Source organism: Photobacterium sp. DNB22_13_2, from assembly GCF_052873915.1.
In genome coordinates, this window is sequence record NZ_JBNNXU010000003.1 from 288315 (window position 1) to 307488 (window position 19174).

Annotated in this window: 16 protein-coding genes; 7 read left to right on the forward strand and 9 right to left on the reverse strand. The window is 47.8% G+C overall.

The features are described from left to right. Positions 1–24 precede the first annotated feature (24 nt). The 7 genes from lapB to ACVA58_RS06835 form a co-directional block, all read right to left on the reverse strand. Positions 25–1194 (reverse strand): lipopolysaccharide assembly protein LapB, encoded by a 1170-nt coding sequence (gene lapB / locus ACVA58_RS06805; protein WP_446509681.1) that lies wholly within the window; start codon positions 1192–1194, stop codon positions 25–27. A gap of 6 nt (positions 1195–1200) precedes the next feature. Next, on the reverse strand, positions 1201–1485 hold the full coding sequence (locus tag ACVA58_RS06810; protein ID WP_446509682.1) for a LapA family protein: 285 nt from the start codon (positions 1483–1485) through the stop codon (positions 1201–1203). 197 nt (positions 1486–1682) lie between these two features. Then, positions 1683–1973, reverse strand: coding sequence for an integration host factor subunit beta (ihfB, locus tag ACVA58_RS06815; protein WP_446509683.1), 291 nt, complete (start codon positions 1971–1973; stop codon positions 1683–1685). A 72-nt stretch (positions 1974–2045) separates the two neighbouring features. After that, complete coding sequence (rpsA, locus tag ACVA58_RS06820; protein WP_107349509.1) at positions 2046–3716, reverse strand: 30S ribosomal protein S1; 1671 nt, start codon at positions 3714–3716, stop codon at positions 2046–2048. Between the two features lie 99 nt (positions 3717–3815). After that, positions 3816–4499, reverse strand: a complete 684-nt coding sequence (cmk, locus tag ACVA58_RS06825) for a (d)CMP kinase (protein WP_446509684.1) — start codon at positions 4497–4499, stop codon at positions 3816–3818. Positions 4500–4716: 217 nt separating this feature from the next. Then, positions 4717–5997 (reverse strand): 3-phosphoshikimate 1-carboxyvinyltransferase, encoded by a 1281-nt coding sequence (gene aroA, locus ACVA58_RS06830; RefSeq protein ID WP_446509685.1) that lies wholly within the window; start codon positions 5995–5997, stop codon positions 4717–4719. A gap of 156 nt (positions 5998–6153) precedes the next feature. Continuing rightward, the gene (locus ACVA58_RS06835) at positions 6154–7407 is read right to left on the reverse strand and encodes a DUF5666 domain-containing protein (protein WP_446509686.1); all 1254 of its coding nucleotides are present in this window, start codon (positions 7405–7407) and stop codon (positions 6154–6156) included. A 107-nt stretch (positions 7408–7514) separates the two neighbouring features. Here ACVA58_RS06835 and ACVA58_RS06840 point away from each other — a divergent pair, with 107 nt between their 5' ends. From ACVA58_RS06840 to ACVA58_RS06850, 3 genes are read left to right on the forward strand one after another with little or no spacing between them, the layout of a single operon-like run. Continuing rightward, the gene (locus ACVA58_RS06840) at positions 7515–8183 is read left to right on the forward strand and encodes a response regulator transcription factor (protein WP_446509687.1); all 669 of its coding nucleotides are present in this window, start codon (positions 7515–7517) and stop codon (positions 8181–8183) included. Next, the gene (locus ACVA58_RS06845) at positions 8155–9393 is read left to right on the forward strand and encodes a sensor histidine kinase (protein WP_446509688.1); all 1239 of its coding nucleotides are present in this window, start codon (positions 8155–8157) and stop codon (positions 9391–9393) included. Before ACVA58_RS06840 ends, ACVA58_RS06845 begins: the two co-directional genes overlap by 29 nt. A gap of 25 nt (positions 9394–9418) precedes the next feature. Then, a complete protein-coding gene (locus ACVA58_RS06850) occupies positions 9419–9970 on the forward strand; it encodes a lipocalin family protein (RefSeq protein ID WP_446509689.1) in 552 nt (183 codons plus the stop codon). A gap of 91 nt (positions 9971–10061) precedes the next feature. Here ACVA58_RS06850 and serC read toward each other — a convergent pair whose 3' ends face one another. Next, positions 10062–11144, reverse strand: coding sequence for a 3-phosphoserine/phosphohydroxythreonine transaminase (gene serC / locus ACVA58_RS06855; RefSeq protein ID WP_446509690.1), 1083 nt, complete (start codon positions 11142–11144; stop codon positions 10062–10064). A gap of 195 nt (positions 11145–11339) precedes the next feature. Further along, the gene (gyrA, locus tag ACVA58_RS06860; protein ID WP_446509691.1) at positions 11340–13973 is read right to left on the reverse strand and encodes a DNA topoisomerase (ATP-hydrolyzing) subunit A; all 2634 of its coding nucleotides are present in this window, start codon (positions 13971–13973) and stop codon (positions 11340–11342) included. A gap of 484 nt (positions 13974–14457) precedes the next feature. Between gyrA and ACVA58_RS06865 the strand changes: the two genes are divergently transcribed. The 4 genes from ACVA58_RS06865 (at position 14458) to nrdA (ending at position 19165) form a co-directional block, all read left to right on the forward strand. Next, a complete protein-coding gene (locus tag ACVA58_RS06865) occupies positions 14458–14604 on the forward strand; it encodes a hypothetical protein (RefSeq protein ID WP_446509692.1) in 147 nt (48 codons plus the stop codon). Positions 14605–14911: 307 nt separating this feature from the next. Then, positions 14912–15619 (forward strand): bifunctional 2-polyprenyl-6-hydroxyphenol methylase/3-demethylubiquinol 3-O-methyltransferase UbiG, encoded by a 708-nt coding sequence (gene ubiG / locus ACVA58_RS06870; protein WP_446509693.1) that lies wholly within the window; start codon positions 14912–14914, stop codon positions 15617–15619. 208 nt (positions 15620–15827) lie between these two features. Then, complete coding sequence (locus tag ACVA58_RS06875) at positions 15828–16490, forward strand: HAD family hydrolase (RefSeq protein ID WP_446509694.1); 663 nt, start codon at positions 15828–15830, stop codon at positions 16488–16490. Positions 16491–16897: 407 nt separating this feature from the next. After that, complete coding sequence (gene nrdA, locus ACVA58_RS06880) at positions 16898–19165, forward strand: class 1a ribonucleoside-diphosphate reductase subunit alpha (RefSeq protein WP_446509695.1); 2268 nt, start codon at positions 16898–16900, stop codon at positions 19163–19165. Positions 19166–19174 lie beyond the last annotated feature (9 nt).

The window sequence follows — 19174 nt, forward strand, 5'->3', positions numbered from 1 at the left end:
TAATGAAGGTCACAGCCCTTAGGCTTATTCACCATCCAAACCTCGGATAGGTTTTATTGCCCCCCACCCCTTGCAAGATGGACACTGCCAATACAAAGAGTGCGTTGCAAAGCCACACTGCCGGCAACGATAGTGAGGCTTGATTTTAAGTTGCTCCCCTACCAAGCCACGTAACGTGGTCAAGCTGTCTTTTGCCCTGCCGTCCTCAGCCTCGTCCAAATGGTAATCCATCAGTTGATAGAAGCCCTTCATCGTCGGGTTTTTCTGCAACTGACGGGTCATGAACGTCTGGGCCATGGTCGGGCCTTCTCGCTTGGCTATCTCATCGGCCAACATCAGCTCAGCTGTTGAACCGGCTTTTTGCTCAACACAGTAGCGCAAGTACTTGAGCCAACCAGATTCATTGTCCATCGCTTCATAGCACTGTAGTAGAAGTGGCAGCGCCTCGCCGATAAACTCGAGATCCTGCTCAGCAACCCGCTCGAGCTGTTTTGCGGCCGCTTTGAACTCTTCTTCGGCTATCAAGATTTTTGCCTGCATGATACTGGCCCTGACACAGGTCTTATCCGCCGACAGCGACTTTTTGATCAGCAGCTTCGCTTTATCAGGATTCTGCGCACTCATCTCAAGCATTGCCATTTCACACCAGTAGTGGGCAATATCGTGCTTGAGTTTACTCTTACCCATTTTGACCAGGTGGGTAGCAATATTGATTGCCTTTTCCCATTCCCGTGTCTGTTGGTAAATAGTCAGAAGTTGCTGCAAAGCCCCTTTGCGATGATCGGGCTCATCCAGTAGCTGTTCGAAGATTTTTTCGGCGCGGTCAAAGAAACCAGCCGCCATATAATCTTGCGCCAGTTGCTGCAGAGCGAGATTGCGTTGATCGATGGTGAGGTTTGGACGGGCAATTAAATTCTGGTGAATGCGAATCGCACGATCAACTTCTCCCCGGCTTCGGAAAAGGTTGCCCAAAGCCAGGTGTGTATCGATGGTTTCGCTATCAACCTGGAGCAGCTCAATAAACACGTCGACTGCTTTATCGGACTGATCCGACAACAGCAAGTTCAAACCTGTCACGTACTGGCGTGACATGTGATGAGACTGCTCTTGTTGCTTGTTACTAGCGCTCCTGTTACCCATGTACCAGCCGTAAGCGGCTGCGATAGGCAATAGCAGGAACAACAGTTCTAGCATTAAATGTTATTCCTTAACTGGCTCGGCTCGTAGCTGATCCAATTCTTGTTTCTGCTTTTGTACTTTCTTGCTCAGGCGGTTTTTGGTGAAACGAGTCTTGAGATACAGCAGGCCACAAATCAGCCAGCCGATCACAAACCCGGAACCGAAGGTAATACCCAGCAAAGTCGAAAGCTGGAATTCTCCCTGGGCTAACAGAAAGTCAAAGTTAACCAACTGCTGATTTTGGGCACCCAGCGCGAGGGTAACCAAGAAACATGCAGCCAGTAAGAGTACAGTCAGTATCTTCATCGTGAATCCTTCTCACTTGAACGAAATGGAGATGATACCTATCTGGTCAAGGCAATGCCCCAAAACAGAAAAACATCTGGTATAAACACAGAAGGGTATGGCCTGATTATGCAAGATTTTGCCTCATCAGACCATGATCAATACGCATAAAAAAACGGCATACTTAACAGCATGCCGTTTTTTTGTTCTAAACGCGGTTAACTAGCAATCGCCAAGTTAACACGGTCACGTAATTCCTTACCTGGCTTGAAGTGAGGAACGTACTTGCCGTCCAGCTCAACTTTGTCACCTGTTTTCGGATTTCGACCTACACGTGGAGCGCGGTAATGCAACGAGAAGCTACCAAAGCCACGGATTTCGATCCGGTCACCCTCGGCAAGTGTCGTAGCCATATGCTCAAGGATTTCCTTAATTGCATCTTCTACCTGTTTGGCAGAAAGATGTGTTTGTTGACTGCATAGTCTTTCAATTAATTCAGACTTTGTCATAAACACTCCGTTTTTAGTATGTTTCTCAATAGTATAACCGCTTGGGAGGAAAAGTGATCCCCCCTCGCTCAATTATTCGCCTTTAGCCGCTTTGAAAGCGTCAGCCATTGCGCTACCGAAAGAAGCATCATCTTGCTTGTTCAGGTTAGCCATAGCTTCTTGCTCTTCAGCAACGTCTTTAGCGCGTACAGATAGGTTGATTACGCGGTTCTTACGGTCAACGCCTGTGAATTTAGCTTCAACAGAATCGCCTACAGAAAGAACTAGAGTTGCGTCTTCAACACGGTCAACAGATGCTTCAGAAGCACGTAGGTAACCTTCAACACCTTCGATTAGCTCAACAGTTGCGCCTTTAGCATCAACTGCAGTAACTGTACCAGTTACTAGTGCGCCTTTCTTGTTAACAGCAACGTAGCCGTTGAACGGGTCTTCTTCGATCTGCTTAACACCTAGAGAGATGCGCTCACGCTCAGCGTCAACCGCTAGAACAACAGCAGAGATCTCGTCGCCTTTCTTGAAGTCACGAACTGCGTCTTCACCAGCAACATTCCAAGAAATGTCAGATAGGTGAACTAGACCGTCGATGCCGCCTTCAAGACCGATGAAGATACCGAAGTCAGTGATAGACTTGATCTTACCAGTTACGCGATCGCCCTTAGCTTGCATTTCTGCGAATGACTGCCATGGGTTAGCTTTACACTGCTTAAGACCTAGGCTGATACGACGACGTTCTTCGTCGATATCAAGAACCATAACTTCAACTTCGTCGCCCACGTTAACAACTTTAGATGGGTGGATGTTCTTGTTAGTCCAATCCATCTCAGAAACGTGTACAAGACCTTCAACGCCTTCTTCGATTTCAACGAAGCAGCCGTAGTCAGTTAGGTTAGTTACGCGGCCAGAAAGCTTAGTGCCTTCTGGGTAACGCTTAGCGATAGCTACCCATGGATCTTCGCCTAGCTGCTTAAGACCTAGTGATACGCGAGTACGCTCACGGTCGAACTTAAGAACTTTAACGTTGATCTCGTCGCCAACATTAACGATTTCAGATGGGTGCTTAACGCGCTTCCAAGCCATGTCAGTGATGTGTAGTAGACCATCAACACCGCCAAGGTCAACGAACGCACCGTAGTCAGTAAGGTTCTTAACGATACCTTTAACTTCCATGCCTTCTTGTAGAGAAGCAAGAAGCTCATCACGTTCAACGCTGTTTTCAGATTCGATAACTGCGCGACGAGAAACAACTACGTTGTTACGCTTCTGGTCTAGCTTGATTACTTTGAACTCTAGCTCTTTGTTTTCTAGGTGAGCAGTGTCACGAACTGGACGTACGTCTACAAGAGAACCAGGTAGGAACGCACGGATGCCGTTAAGTTCAACTGTGAAGCCGCCTTTAACTTTACCGTTGATGATACCAACAACAGTTTCAGCGTCTTCGTAAGCTTTCTCAAGAACAATCCAAGCTTCGTGGCGCTTAGCTTTCTCACGAGATAGCTTAGTCTCACCGAAGCCGTCTTCTACTGCATCTAGTGCAACGTCAACTTCAGCACCAACTTCGATTTCAAGTTCGCCAGCAGCGTTCTTGAATTCTTCAGCAGGGATAGAAGACTCAGACTTAAGGCCTGCGTCAACTAGTACGTAACCGTTTTCGATAGCTACAACAGTACCTTTAACGATCGCGCCTGGACGTGTTTCTAGTTCGTTTAGAGACTCTTCAAAAAGTAGAGCAAAAGATTCAGTCATTATTTAATCTTCAATGTGATTAACAACCATGGGTATCCTACCTCATGGGGTTGGTAGTAAAGTCAGTTATCATCCGTGACACCGACGCCATCTGCCGAATTATTCGGCTGACAATTTCGTTTCAATATGGGCTAATGCAAGTTCAATGACTTGGTCAATAGACATCTCTGTAGAGTCTAGCACCAAAGCATCAGCCGCGGGACGTAACGGCGCGACCGCACGGTTGCGATCTCGATAGTCACGTTCCTGAATTTCTTTCAAAAGGTGGTCAAAGTTAACATCTAACCCTTTCTGTTGCAACTGCTTCATGCGACGATTCGCACGTTCTTCAGCACTGGCATCGAGAAAGAACTTGACTTCTGCCTGAGGAAACACAACGGTGCCCATATCGCGACCATCCGCCACCAAACCCGGAGCCTCACTGAAGGCTCGCTGGCGGCGAAGCAACGCTTCACGAACACGCGGCAGTGCTGCCACCTTAGAGGCTGCCATACCGGTTTCTTCTTTACGAAGCTCATCCGACACGTCTTCCCCTTCAAGGATCACCTTTACCAACTCGCCTTCAGCCACGAACTGCACATCCAAATGGGCAGCCAAAGGGACAAGTGCGTCTTCAGACTCAAGGTCAACACCATGGTGCAGCGCCGCAAGGGCCAGCACGCGGTAAATGGCGCCAGAGTCCAATAACTTCCAGCCCAGCTTTTCTGCCAACAGCATGCACAGCGTGCCTTTTCCGGCGCCGCTTGGTCCATCGACAGTAATCACTGGTGCGTGAGTAGACATAGGTAATCTCCAAACTTGTTTAAATCAAAACAGTAATACCCATCGCCACGCCATCCTGACATACCGATACTTATTACCACTCTCAAACGGGGGCATATTATACGAGAAAAAAGTTGTGATACCAATCAGTAATCGGGCTAAAGGCCAAATACTCATCCGGAAAAAGCAAAAACCCGCCAGTCAGCGGGTTTTCTTTATATATTGATAATTTAAACAATTAGTTGCTCAACATTGCCAACTTGTCAAAGTAATCCGGGAAGGTTTTGGAGGTACACTTGGGATCATTAATCGTCACCGGAGTATCACTCAAGGCCACCAGCGAAAAGCACATTGCTATGCGGTGATCGTCATAGGTATCAATCGCGGCATGAGTCAGATGTGCTGGCGGTGTAATGGTAATAAAATCTTCGCCTTCAACCACTTCGGCACCCACTTTACGCAACTCGGTTGCCATCGCCGCCAAACGATCCGTTTCCTTCACGCGCCAGTTATAGACATTACGAATTGACGTTGTACCTTCGGCAAACAAAGCCGCGGTGGCGATAGTCATTGCCGCATCTGGAATATGATTAAAGTCCAGATCAACCGCTTTCAGTTCACCACGACGGGCAATCACATAGTCATCGCCCCACTCAATTTCAGCGCCCATCGCAGCAAGCGCGTCAGCAAACTGTACATCGCCCTGGATACTCCTCTTACCAATACCGGTGACTTTCACTGCGCCGCCCTTAATAGCAGCCGCCGCCAAAAAGTAAGAGGCCGATGAGGCATCGCCTTCCACCAAAAAGTCTCCCGGTGCCTGGTAGCTCTGGTCACCTTTAACGACAAACTCATGGTAGTCGTGATTTTCCACCTCGACGCCAAATTGAGCCATGATGTGCAAAGTAATATCGATATAAGGTTTCGAAACCAGCTCACCTTTGATGCGAATTACCGTATCTGCCGAGGCCAAGGGGGCTGACATCAAAAAAGCGGTCAAGAACTGGCTGGAAATTGAACCGTCGATTTCGACTTCTCCGCCTTTAAGGCCCGTACCTTTGATTTTCAGCGGTGGGTAGTTGTCATTTTCCAGATAGGTAATATCAGCGCCAGCAGTACGCAAGGCATCAACCAAATGGCCGATTGGGCGCTCTTTCATCCGCGGCTCGCCTGTTAAGATAAATTCGCCATCTCCCAAGCAAAGTGCCGCAGCCAATGGGCGCATTGCAGTACCGGCATTACCTAAAAAGAGTTCCATTGCCGCGGCTGGCTTGAACGCACCGCCAAGGCCAGTAACTTCACACACGGTTTTGTCGTCAGACAGTTGATAGTTTACTCCCAGCTTGGTCAGGGCTGTTAGCATATGACGGATGTCATCACTATCAAGAAGGTTAGTCAGTCGGGTCTTACCGCTTGCTAACGCTGCCAATAGCAAAGCTCGGTTCGAGACACTTTTGGAACCAGGCAAATTTACGGTGCCATTAATCTTACTGATCGGCTGTAACGTTAAACTTTCCATCTGTTATTTCATTAATCCTGTTTGGTCGCAGTCCTTGCAGATTAACCAATAATGCCTCAGTTCGCTAGTACTGAATGCGTGGGCTTTATCTTGCCTTTCTTGCTCCCAACAAAAAAGCGCCTACCGGCGCTTTTGTCATGCTAATTAGGATGAGGCTTAATCATCACAGTTAGATAAATAGGTACCGTCAAAGTCGCAATCAAGATCGACCCAACGTCCTTCGTATTTGCCCAATGAGCTGTCTGCGGCCGCATAGCCCCAGATTGTGCCGCCTTTTACAGGCCCTTCGAGTTCAATGTCGTCCTCGAAGCGATCTTCGCGTTCAATTTCGATCGCCACGAAGCGATCAGAGACAAAGCGACCTTCAACCTCAACCCAGCTAGTATCGAGGTTATTGTGGTTCAAGCCATCATCAAATTCGGTCTGACCATTAATTTCAATTTCAATGCCATTGATCGTGAACACTCCTGCTTGGTATTTGGCTTCGCCAACGACCTGAAACTCTTTACCCGATACGATATCCCCATCGTCCTCAAATTCGATTTCAGTTGCGATCAAACGCCCTGAACGATGGGCCATCTCAACTTCCACCCAACGACCAGATGCCAAATCTTCACGGCGACCATCGTCGAACTCGGTTCCATCATTCACTTCAATGCGCAGGCGACCGTTAAGCTCAATCTGGGTCAGACTATTATTGACCCAAGAAATAACACCTTCGATTTCGGTATCGTCGTAGTCATTGTCATCTTCAACATCCACCTCAGTAGCGAGCAAGGTCTTGGTGTCGGTATTATATGCACCATAAACTTCGACCCACGCGCCATTAGCTAACTCTTCGCGATCATCCACATCGGCATTGCTGTAATCAACAATCACCGTGCCAATTTTAAAGGTGTAATTATCGAGCTGCGATACTGGACCTTCAATTTCAACAAAACCAAGTGCAGGCACTTTCTGAACTGCCACCACTTCCACCGAGCCGTCAGCCAATGGGTAGGTGGTCACCATTACCCAATCATCAACTTGGATCCCGGACAGGTCGGCAAAAGTCATCGTGATACCGTTGACCGTAAACTCATCACCGTTAACCGCGGTAACAACACCGGTCAGAGAAGGATCCACCTTCATTGTTTCGATCTGATTATTATCAGCATCGACCTGGACGCGCATACCGTTGACCAGCTGTTCGAAAGGCAGTGCCACACCATCGCGGTACATCACCGGCTCACCATCACCGCGAAGCGCATACCCGTTCACGGTTAAGGTCTTGTTGCTGTGCGAAATGTTGGCAACCTGACCGTCGAGGCGGCCAGTTTTGGCTTCCGCAGCAGAGTTACCCGAACCTGAACCGCCACCACAGCCAACTAATGCCATTGCGACTAGAGAAGCTAGTGCCATTTTTTTCATAATTTTCCTATGATTAATTGTGCTTAATTGAAAACCGGCGCTATCTTATAGCTGGCTCCGTGAAGCAACCGTGAAGAAAACCTGAATGAGAAAAAAATAGCTGCCATATGAAAGTACTGATAGTCGAAGATAACCATCATGTGGCTGAAACTCTGGCTGATTACCTTGAGTTAGAAGGCCATACCATAGATTGTGCCTACCATGGCCTAAGTGCGATTCAACTGATCAAGGAACATCACTATGATGTCATTATCATGGATATAATGATGCCCAAGGTTGATGGAATTTCTGCCGTGAAGAAAATACGTGAAGAAGTAATGTGTGACACCCCTATTCTCTTTTTAACCGCGAAAGACAGCCTTGAAGATAAAATTGCCGCTTTTCAGGCTGGAGGGGACGATTATCTCATCAAACCTTTTGCCATGGAGGAGCTATGCCTTAGGTTACAAGCACTTGCCTGTCGAGGGGGACGCAAGGATATCGGTTTACTCTGCTTTGCTGATATCACAATCAATCAGGCAACCGGTGAGGTTATACGAGATGACAAGCCTATCAAACTGAGTCGAATCCAACTCAAGATCCTATCGATTTTGATGCAACGGGCTCCAGCTATCGTATCCAGGCAAGAAGTCATCGATACCGTCTGGGGAGAAGATGCACCAGGAAGCGATGCGTTGCGCAGCCATGTCTATGGGCTGAGAAGTGCCCTCGATAAAGACTTTGTAGAAACACGACTAGAGACTATCCATGGCCAAGGATACCGACTTAAAGCCTAAATCCTATCCCAGCATTTACCGCAAAATTCGCTGGAGCTTTGGCATTCCAACATTGATCATGTTTACCTTATTCTGGTCAGTGATCTATTTAGCCGAAAATGAATTAGAGATCATCAGCCTTCACCACTGGTTGGATACCGAGGCCAGCCGCTATAGCCGTGACTATCAACGTTTTGGTGATCAAGCCCAGCTCCCCAACGAAAAAGAGTTTTATAGTTACTGGAGTAAAGAAACCCCGCCCTCATGGCTTAATAATTATCAAAAGCCAGGGTTTTATGAACACCTGTTGGGCAAAGAAGACAAACATTTTATCGTGACCGAGCACCCATCCGGTGAAGGGCTCTTCTATATCGTGTTCCAAGATGATGCGGATGATTATCTCGATGATTATGAGGCTCGCCTGCACTTCATGACATTTACCCTGGGAGGGCTAGTCTCGCTCGCTGTGCTGATCTACAGTTGGTATTTCGTCAAGAGTGTCTCTCGACCGCTCGAAACCATCGAACACAAAATCCGTAATATGCCACCAGATCAACCAGAATTCATGGTCGAAACAGATTACAAAGAAACCCGGGAGATAGAGCAGGCGCTGCATGAGAGCAAGGTTAACATTGCACGCTTTTTTCAGCGTGAGCACGAATTTAGCCGCTTTGCCTCTCATGAGCTCAGAACACCAATCATGGTGATTCAGGGCTCAACTGAGCTGCTGGGAAAAGTGCCTAACCAGCCACCAGTGGCTGTCAAGGCCATCAATCGCTTACAAAAAGCCAGTGCAGAAATGCGGGAGTTAACTGAAGCCTTTCTGCTGCTTGGCAAAGAGAGCATTGACCAACATCATTTCGGGACTTATCAGCTTGAGCAAAACCTCCGCCAGCAGCTCGATGTCATGGCCCCGATCTTTGCCAAGCAAGATGCGAGCTATGTGTTAAAGATCGTGTCACCAAGCTCCATTTCGGCACCTGAAAGCTTCATCAATATCGTCATGAACAATTTGATTAAAAATGCTTTCAGTTACAGTATTGGCGATATAGCAATCCAGCTCTCAGGTAATAAGCTCACTATTGTTAACCGCCATGATGGCAATGAAACCTTCAATGCCGGCTACGGCTGTGGCCTTGTCATCGTAGAGCGCATATGTGAAAAGGTGGGGTGGGAATTTGCTGCTAAGGATAATAATACCCACTTCAAAACGACAGTTGTTTTCAGCTAACTCGACGACTCAAGGAATGATGACAATGATGAAAAAGTGGCAACCCCACAGTGTAGTTACATGGCTGTATACCTTATTAAGTACAATAGTATTGACGGGCTGTACAGGTATGCCCCAATCGGTCAAGCCAGTCTCTCCCTTCAGTGTCGACAAGTACCTTGGCTCCTGGTACGAAATTGCCCGACTCGACCATAGTTTTGAGCGTGGCCTTAGCAATGTCAGTGCTACTTATCACCTCAATACGGATGGTTCAATCAAAGTCATCAACCGCGGATTTGATGTCGACGAGCAAGAGTGGCAACAAGCCGATGGTCGGGCTGTGTTTGTCGGTGAAGACGACAAAGCTCACCTCAAGGTCTCTTTTTTCGGCCCCTTCTACAGCAGTTATGTGGTGTTCTTTCTTGAGCCAGACTATTCGGTAGCCCTCGTCAGTGGTTATAACACCGATTATCTATGGCTACTCGCCAGAGAGCCAGTCTTGGATGAGGCACAGATCGACCGCTATATTGCCATTGCTAAACAAGCGGGGTTCGAAACCGAGAGGCTGTTATATCCCGACCAGTCACAACATTTGTGATAAAGAAATTTTCAAACGACTGATGTAAAAAAGCCGCTTCATGAAAGCGGCTTTTTCATTTTAGTTAGCAGCTGTGAGCCTTCCTAACCGCTTAGGCATTTTCGAGCTCGAATCTCTTCATAAAATCGACCAGTGCTTGCACGCCTTCAAGCGGCATCGCATTGTAAATCGATGCACGCATACCACCGACGGCACGGTGGCCTTTGAGCGCTTTCAAGCCAGCTGCATCGGCTTGCTCCAAGAACAGCCCGTCAAGTTCAGGGTTTTTGAGCTGGAAAGGGACATTCATCAAAGAGCGGTTATCCGTGTGGACATCGTTACGGTAGAACTCTGACTGATCGATATAATCATACAGCACATTTGCTTTAGCCACATTGCGCTGCTCCATTGCTTCAACACCCCCCAGCTCCTTGAGCCACTTGAACACTTCACCGGCAAGATACCAAGCGAACGTTGGTGGGGTATTGAACATCGACTCTTTGTCTACCTGTACGCTGTAATCTAGAATACTAGGCAGAATAGACTGGGCTTTGCCCAGTAAGTCATCACGAACAATGACAATGGTCAGGCCGGCAGGGCCGATATTTTTCTGCGCACCGGCATAAATCACACCGTATTTCGAAACGTCGATCGGGCGAGAAAGGATCGTTGAAGACAGATCCGCAACAATCGGCTTATCGGTAACGGGGAGATCACGGATTTCAAGCCCATCGATAGTTTCATTCGGGCAAAAATGCACAAATGCGGCATCATCAGATAGCGGCCACTCGGCAGCTGGCAAAATCGCTATTTTGCCATCACGCTCACAGGTGATATCGACAACATTTGGCTGGCAGTACTTCGAGGCTTCCTGAGCAGCACTTTGGGCCCAATAACCACCATCCATATAATCCGCCGAAGTCGCATTCCCAAGCAGGTTCATCGGTACAGCTGCAAACTGGGCACGGGCTCCACCGTGGCAAAACAGTACATGGTAGTTATCGGGAATCGAAAGCAGGTCTCGCAAATCTTGTTCGGACTGTTTGGCAACGGCGATGAACTCCTTGCTACGGTGACTGATCTCCATCACCGACGTGCCTAACTCATTCCAGTTAATGAGTTCCTGTTGGGCCTTTTTCAGTACGTCTGCCGGGATCATCGCTGGTCCGGCGCAAAAATTAAAAACGTTGTCCATGGTGAAAGACTTGCTCCTGCTGGAAAAACATAAGGTTGTGGTTATAAAGTGTGACTCAAATCTTTTTTACACCTTTATGACGTTGCTGAAAAGAGGCGATAAGAAAATACTGCCACTTTGTCTTCGCCATTATCTTCAGGCATAAAAAAACGCAGCCTACTGGCTGCGCTTTTATCAGATTAACTAACTGGCTAGTTACTCTTGCTCAGAAGAGTCATCTACTGGTGTGTCAGCAGCTGGCGTTTCGCCCTCTGCAGCCGTTTCACCTTCAACCAACTCTGCGTCTTCGATAAGATCCTCTTCAGCAGGCTCATCGATACGCTGCAAACCTACAACCAGTTCGCCTTCAGCAGTACGGATCAAGGTAACACCTTGAGTGTTACGGCCGACACGGCTCACTTCAGCCACACGGGTACGAACCAGCGTACCACCGTTGGTGATCATCATGAACTCATCGCCGTCTTCAACCTGAACAGCACCGACTACGCTACCGTTACGGTCAGAAACCTTGATCGACACAACACCTTGGGTCGCACGGCTCTTCGCTGGGTATTCCTCAAGCTCTGTACGCTTACCGTAACCATTTTCGGTTACTGTCAGCACATCGCCATCGTTGTGAGGAACAATCAAGGACACAACCTTGTCACTCTCAGCCAGCTTGATACCACGAACACCGGCAGCTGTTCGGCCCATGCCACGCACCTGCTCTTCCGAGAAGCGAACAACTTTACCCGCTTTCGAGAACAGCATGATGTCATCGCTACCTTCGGTGATATCAACACCGATCAACGAGTCACCGTCACGTAGGTTCACCGCAATGATACCTGCGCTACGAGGACGGCTGAAGTCAGTCAGCGGCGTCTTCTTAACAGTACCATCGGCTGTCGCCATGAAGACAAACTTGTCTTGTTCGTATTCTTTCACCGGCAGGATAGCGGTAATGCGCTCGCCTTCTTCCAGCGGAAGGATATTCACAATCGGCTTGCCACGGGCAGTACGGCTAGCCAGCGGCAACTGGTACACTTTCAGCCAGTACATGCGGCCACGGCTTGAGAAACACAGGATAGTATCGTGGGTATTGGCCACCAGCAGACGCTCGATGAAGTCTTCATCCTTCATACGCGTTGCAGCCTTACCTTTACCACCACGACGCTGTGCTTCGTAATCGCTCAGAACCTGGTATTTCACGTAACCTTCGTGAGAAAGAGTCACAACAACATCTTCTTGGTTGATCAGATCTTCCAAGTCGATATCGTGGCTAGCAGCAGTGATTTCAGTACGACGTACATCGTTGAACTGCTCTTTCACCGCTTCTAGCTCTTCGCGGATCACTTCCATCAGGCGTTCAGAACTACCAAGGATATGCAGCAGCTCTGCAATTTCTTCAAGTAGTGTCTTGTATTCACCAAGGATCTTCTCGTGCTCTAGACCGGTCAACTTGTGTAGACGAAGGTCAAGAATTGCTTGTGCTTGCTGATCAGTCAGGTAGTACTGACCATCACGGATACCGTACTGCTCTTCCAGCCATTCTGGACGAGCGGCATCGGTCCCTGCGCGCTCAAGCATTGCAGCAACATTACCAAGTTCCCAACCACGCGCAACAAGGCCGGCTTTCGCTTCGGCTGGTGTTGTCGCGTTTTTGATCAACTCGATGATCTCATCGATGTTGGCCAGTGCCAGCGCCAAACCTTCAAGGAGGTGAGCACGTTCACGGGCTTTGCGTAGCTCATAGATAGTACGGCGAGTCACCACTTCACGGCGGTGGTTGACGAAGCACTTCAACATGTCTTTCAGGTTGAATGTCTTCGGCTGGCCGTTGTCCAGTGCCACCATGTTGATACCGAATGTGGTTTGCAGCTGAGTTTGCGCGTAGAGGTTATTAAGAACCACTTCGCCCACAGCGTCACGCTTACATTCGATAACAATGCGCATACCGTCTTTGTCAGACTCATCACGCAGGGCACTGATACCTTCAATCTTCTTGTCTTTAACCAGCTCGGCGATCTTTTCGATCAGGCGAGCTTTGTTAACCTGGTAAGGGATCTCGGTGACAATAATGGTTTCTTTACCATTCTTCTCAACTTCGATATTCGCTTTCGAGCGCAGGTAGATCTTGCCACGGCCTGTCTTATAGGCGTCAACAATACCTTTACGACCACTGATCATCGCTGCAGTCGGGAAATCCGGACCTGGGATATACTCCATCAGCTGATCAATGGTGAGGCTCTCGTCATTGATATAAGCCAAGCAGCCATCAATGACCTCACCAAGGTTATGAGGCGGAATATTCGTCGCCATACCAACCGCGATACCCGATGAGCCGTTAACCAGCAAGTTCGGGACCCTAGTTGGCAGTACCGCAGGGATCTGCTCGGTACCATCGTAGTTAGGAACGTAATCTACCGTCTCTTTGTCAAGATCCGCCAACAATTCATGGGCGATCTTGGACATACGCACTTCGGTATAACGCATTGCAGCGGCGGAGTCACCGTCAATCGAACCGAAGTTACCCTGACCATCTACCAGCATGTAGCGTAGAGAGAAAGGTTGCGCCATACGTACGATCGTATCGTAAACCGCGCTATCACCGTGCGGGTGATATTTACCGATTACGTCACCGACCACACGGGCAGATTTTTTATATGCTTTATTCCAGTCATTGCCCAGCACGTTCATCGCGAATAAAACGCGACGGTGTACCGGCTTAAGGCCATCACGCACATCAGGAAGAGCACGACCTACGATAACTGACATCGCGTAGTCGAGATATGAGCCTTTCAGCTCCTCTTCAATGTTTACGGGCGTGATCTCTTTTGCAAGATCGCTCATGGAGCCAATATCCCTCAGGTAATTTCTGTCGTATACGTATACCAAACGGCATAGTTAGCGCTAAAACGGGCTGAGAGCCAATTTAAGGCGATATCTATAACGTCTAGTACCATACGTGCAAGGTGCGAGAATATAGCATATTTCAGCCCAGATAGGCACACCTTTCACCATTATGTTGTGAGTAATTTAGCGGATTGAAAAAAAATCGAAAGCACTATTCTAAGTATTACCTCACCGACAGCCTGTTTTTTACTCAAAGCTTGTTTTTTCTTACTTTTCTTAGTTTTGATTCTGGCACGTTTATTTTGCAACCAATTGTAAATTATTGACCAAGATCGAAATTACACCACTTCCTCAATGACCTGACCAAAAGCTGAACAGAAAACTGATCATTATCAATTTTGCTTCCAAGCAATTAGGTACAATTGAACCCGCAAGAACAAAAACTAAGATTTCAAAAATAACCAATTAAGCGAGGTCAATTATGTTAGGCAGAGTAATTACAACACTTGGTATGTGTATCATTGGCGGTAAATATCTTCTTATGCTTATAATCGCAGGTATCGCGATGACAACAGGTGGTGTACAGGCTGATTTGATGCAGCTAGCCATGATAGAACCAGCTGAGTAAAACCTATGCAAACATGGAATGTTTATCGGGCTTAGAAGTCACAATGCGAAAATAACGCATCACAGCTTTTGAGCCTGAATTGTTTATAAGGGCAGCGAAACACATTTTACTTCTCCTTTTTCGAAGCTGTTCGCGTCTTTTGTTACTGCATATGGCTAATTCTGTCGCTCTTCTTTCCTTTTCAGAGCGACAGCCATTCCCCCACTCTTAATTATCTTTACATGCCAATAATTTTTCTCTAACACCTGCACCTTCAATAAGCTTGGGTATATAATGCCGCTATCAAAAAGGAATATGGCAAAGATTCATGACCAAGCAGTTGAATGTAGACCCAGCAGAAATCAGCAAATTCGAACAAATGGCGTCCCGTTGGTGGGATTTGGAAGGTGAATTCAAGCCTTTGCACCAAATCAACCCTCTACGCCTCAACTACGTGATTGATCGTGCCGAAGGACTCTTTGGCAAAAAGGTACTCGACGTCGGGTGCGGCGGTGGTATTTTGGCGGAAAGTATGGCCGTCGAAGGTGCTGAAGTAACGGGGCTAGATATGGGTAAGGAGCCGTTGACCGTTGCCCGCTTACACGCATTAGAAACAGGCACCAAACTTGAGTATGTCCAGCGAACGGCAGAAGAGCATGCCGAGCTTTTTCCACAGACCTACGATGTAGTGACCTGCATGGAAATGCTGGAGCACGTGCCTGATCCGGCATCGGTCATCGCCTCTTGCGCCAAAATGGTCAAGCCAGGTGGCCACGTGTTTTTCTCAACACTCAACCGTAACTTCAAATCCTACCTGTTCGCCATTGTCGGCGCCGAACAGCTACTGAAATTGGTTCCCAAAGGAACCCATGACCACGAGAAATTTATCCGCCCGTCAGAATTATTAGACATGATTGACGCCACACCGCTGCAAGACCGTCATATAACCGGCTTGCACTACAACCCTCTGACCGACCGTTACTGGCTGGGCAACAATGTCGATGTGAACTACATTGTTCATACAACTATGTTGTAGCCCCTTTTCGCTAGGGTGGCTCCACCCTAGCGACTGCGAATTCCCGCACTCTGGTTTCATTCCCCCCCCCTTCATTCAACTATCACCGATTTACGATCAGCAGAGAATTATTGCAATAGATCGTACTGATCGCTTTTTCCTCTATTACCACGTATATACTCATTGATATGCCCAGTAATGACCCCTTCTTCGATACAAGGACCAGTATATGGCGATGAATAAAAAAGCGATATTATTCGATTTGGATGGCACACTGCTAGATACCGCTCCAGACATGGCGGAAGCGGCTAACCGAGTGCTCGCCGATCATAACCAACCACCGCTGACCCAAAAACAAATCCAGGCCAATACCAGCATGGGTGCTAAAGGATTGCTGACCGCCGGCTTTGGTCGCATACCCGCGCACCTTGACATTATGGCGCTAAGAGAGGATTTTTTGCGCTATTACCAAGACAACATTTGTGTCAACACATCGCTCTACCACGGTGTGGTTGCCCTGCTTGAGCAACTGGATGAAAAAGGGGTCGATTGGGGGATCATGACCAACAAGCCCGGCTTCCTGACCGACATGCTGCTCCCCTTCTTTCCCGAATTGCTCCGCGCTAAAACAGTTGTGTGTGGCGATACCCTTTCTGTCGCCAAACCCCACCCCGAGCCGTTACTCCATGCCAGCAAGCAAATGGGCATGGATCACCGTGACTGTATTTATATCGGTGATATTGAAAAAGACATGATCGCCGCCAAAGCAGCCAACATGGCAGGCTATGTCGCCGGTTGGGGATATATTGGCGATGAGCACACGCCCTCAGAGTGGCACGCGCTCGGTGTACTGACTCACCCAAGCGAAATTTTAGCCGTCATCGACAGCTAGAACCGCTTGCAACGTGCCACTAACTAACCAAGAAATAACCAAAAAATATGAAGTTTGTCAGCACGTATAATGCCTGTAAAAAATCAAGATATTTTTTTTTGCAGGCACATTTTTTTACTACAAAAAACTTTGATTTTTTCTATGATATTGTCATACCTGCGCAAATCAGTTAGTGGGCACTAACTTAATTTTATGAATCCCCATGTTATCCACAGCCGGTTAAAAATTACCGCCTTGCATTACCCCCCTCTCACCACTATCTTGTAACACCATAAGCTCAACACCCCCATATATAGTGTTTTAATAGGCAATCATAAATCCAACAAAGATCACAATCTTTGCTAACATTATTGCTGAAAGTTACAAAAAACACTGCTATTGATGGAAATCTGGGAAAACTACCAAAAATGAATCAACAGCTCACTGTTACCAAGCGTGATGGACGCACAGAAAGTATCGACCTCGATAAAATCCACCGAGTCATCACTTGGGCCGCCGAAGGCCTAGAGAATGTCTCGGTTTCACAGGTCGAACTCAAATCTCATATTCAGTTCTATGAAGGGATCAAGACTGAAGACATTCACGAGACCATCATTAAAGCTGCAGCTGATCTGATCTCTGAAGAAACACCAGATTACCAATATCTGGCTGCTCGTCTGGCTATCTTCCACCTACGTAAGAAAGCCTATGGCCAATTCGAGCCACCAAAGCTGTTTGACCATGTAACAAACCTTGTCAATAAAGGTAAGTACGACAAGCATTTGCTTGAAGACTACAGCCGTGAAGAATTTGATCTGATGGAAGACTACATCGATCACTGGCGTGATATGAATTTCTCTTACGCTGCCGTCAAGCAGTTGGAAGGTAAGTATCTGGTGCAGAACCGTGTGAGCGGTGAAATCTTCGAAAGCGCCCAGTTCCTATACATGATGATCGCCGCTTGCCTGTTCGGCAAATACCCGCGCGAAACCCGTATGAGCTATATTAAGCGCTTCTACGATGCTGTGTCTCAATTCAAGATTTCACTGCCGACACCAATTATGTCGGGTGTGCGTACACCAACTCGCCAGTTCAGCTCATGTGTACTGATCGAGTGTGATGACAGCCTAGACTCAATCAATGCAACAGCAAGTGCGATTGTTCGCTACGTGTCGCAGCGTGCCGGTATCGGTATCAACGCAGGTCGTATCCGTGCGCTAGGTTCTGAAATCCGTGGCGGTGAAGCTTTCCACACTGGCTGTATCCCATTCTACAAATACTTCCAAACAGCCGTTAAGTGTTGTTCACAAGGTGGTGTTCGTGGTGGTGCTGCCACCTTGTTCTACCCAATGTGGCATGGTGAAGTAGAGTCACTGCTTGTACTTAAGAACAACCGCGGTGTTGAAGAAAACCGTGTTCGCCACATGGACTACGGCGTGCAGATCAACAAATTGATGTACACCCGCCTGATCAAAGGCGAGAACATTAGCTTGTTCTCACCGTCTGATGTTCCTGGGCTGTACGACGCATTCTTTGCCGATCAAGTAGAATTCGAGCGCCTGTACGTGAAATACGAGCAGGACAGCAGCATCAAACGTAAGACGATTAAAGCCATCGAGCTATTCTCGCTACTGATGCAAGAACGTGCATCAACTGGCCGTATCTACATTCAAAACGTCGACCACTGTAATACCCACAGCCCGTTCGACCCAAGTGTAGCGCCAATCCGCCAGTCTAACCTATGTCTGGAAATTGCACTGCCAACCAAACCACTGAACAACGTGGAAGATGAAAACGGTGAGATCGCCCTGTGTACACTATCGGCGTTCAACCTTGGCGCTATTGATACTCTGGACGATTTGGAAGAGTTGGCTGACCTGACGGTACGTGCCCTAGATGCGCTTCTGGATTACCAAGACTACCCGTTGCCAGCGGCTTACCGTTCAACCATGAACCGTCGTACCCTAGGTGTAGGTGTAATTAACTTCGCTTACTACCTCGCGAAGCATGGCGTACGCTACTCTGACGGCAGTGCAAATAACCTGACCCACGAAGCATTCGAAGCCATTCAGTACTACTTGCTGAAAGCCTCTGTTGGCTTGGCGAAAGAGCAAGGTGCTTGCCCGCTATTCAACGAGACGACTTACGCGCAGGGCATTCTCCCTATCGATACCTACAAGAAAGATATCGATAAAGTGTGTAGCGCCGAGTTGCGTTATGACTGGGAAGCACTGCGTGAAGAAATCAAGACTCACGGCTTACGCAACTCTACCTTGTCTGCTCTGATGCCATCAGAAACCTCGTCGCAGATTTCAAACGCGACTAACGGTATTGAGCCGCCACGTGGCTTTGTTTCAGTTAAAGCATCGAAAGACGGTATTTTGAAGCAGGTTGTACCGGAGTACAGCAAGTACAAAGACAACTACGAGCTGCTTTGGAACATCGGTAGCAACGACGGTTACCTACAACTAGTGGGTATTATGCAGAAATTCATCGATCAGGCGATTTCAGCAAACACCAATTACGATCCGAGCCGACAGCAAGGCGGAAAAGTGCCTATGAAACTGTTGCTAAAAGACCTGCTTACAGCGTATAAACTCGGTGTGAAAACCTTGTACTACCACAACACCCGAGACGGCGCTTCAGATAGCCAGGGTGATGTAGGCGCAGACGACTGCACAAGCTGCAAGATTTAATGATTTGAA

Bases quoted from the DNA above. Each gene is read 5' to 3' on its own strand.
- aroA (WP_446509685.1), bottom strand. From the start codon at position 5,997: ATGGAAAGTTTAACGTTACAGCCGATCAGTAAGATTAATGGCACCGTA.
- ACVA58_RS06875 (WP_446509694.1), top strand. From the start codon at position 15,828: ATGGCGATGAATAAAAAAGCGATATTATTCGATTTGGATGGCACACTG.
- ACVA58_RS06835 (WP_446509686.1), bottom strand. From the start codon at position 7,407: ATGAAAAAAATGGCACTAGCTTCTCTAGTCGCAATGGCATTAGTTGGC.
- nrdA (WP_446509695.1), top strand. From the start codon at position 16,898: ATGAATCAACAGCTCACTGTTACCAAGCGTGATGGACGCACAGAAAGT.
- rpsA (WP_107349509.1), bottom strand. From the start codon at position 3,716: ATGACTGAATCTTTTGCTCTACTTTTTGAAGAGTCTCTAAACGAACTA.
- ubiG (WP_446509693.1), top strand. From the start codon at position 14,912: ATGACCAAGCAGTTGAATGTAGACCCAGCAGAAATCAGCAAATTCGAA.
- serC (WP_446509690.1), bottom strand. From the start codon at position 11,144: ATGGACAACGTTTTTAATTTTTGCGCCGGACCAGCGATGATCCCGGCA.
- ACVA58_RS06850 (WP_446509689.1), top strand. From the start codon at position 9,419: ATGATGAAAAAGTGGCAACCCCACAGTGTAGTTACATGGCTGTATACC.
- cmk (WP_446509684.1), bottom strand. From the start codon at position 4,499: ATGTCTACTCACGCACCAGTGATTACTGTCGATGGACCAAGCGGCGCC.
- gyrA (WP_446509691.1), bottom strand. From the start codon at position 13,973: ATGAGCGATCTTGCAAAAGAGATCACGCCCGTAAACATTGAAGAGGAG.
- lapB (WP_446509681.1), bottom strand. From the start codon at position 1,194: ATGCTAGAACTGTTGTTCCTGCTATTGCCTATCGCAGCCGCTTACGGC.
- ACVA58_RS06845 (WP_446509688.1), top strand. From the start codon at position 8,155: ATGGCCAAGGATACCGACTTAAAGCCTAAATCCTATCCCAGCATTTAC.
- ihfB (WP_446509683.1), bottom strand. From the start codon at position 1,973: ATGACAAAGTCTGAATTAATTGAAAGACTATGCAGTCAACAAACACAT.
- ACVA58_RS06865 (WP_446509692.1), top strand. From the start codon at position 14,458: ATGTTAGGCAGAGTAATTACAACACTTGGTATGTGTATCATTGGCGGT.
- ACVA58_RS06810 (WP_446509682.1), bottom strand. From the start codon at position 1,485: ATGAAGATACTGACTGTACTCTTACTGGCTGCATGTTTCTTGGTTACC.
- ACVA58_RS06840 (WP_446509687.1), top strand. From the start codon at position 7,515: ATGAAAGTACTGATAGTCGAAGATAACCATCATGTGGCTGAAACTCTG.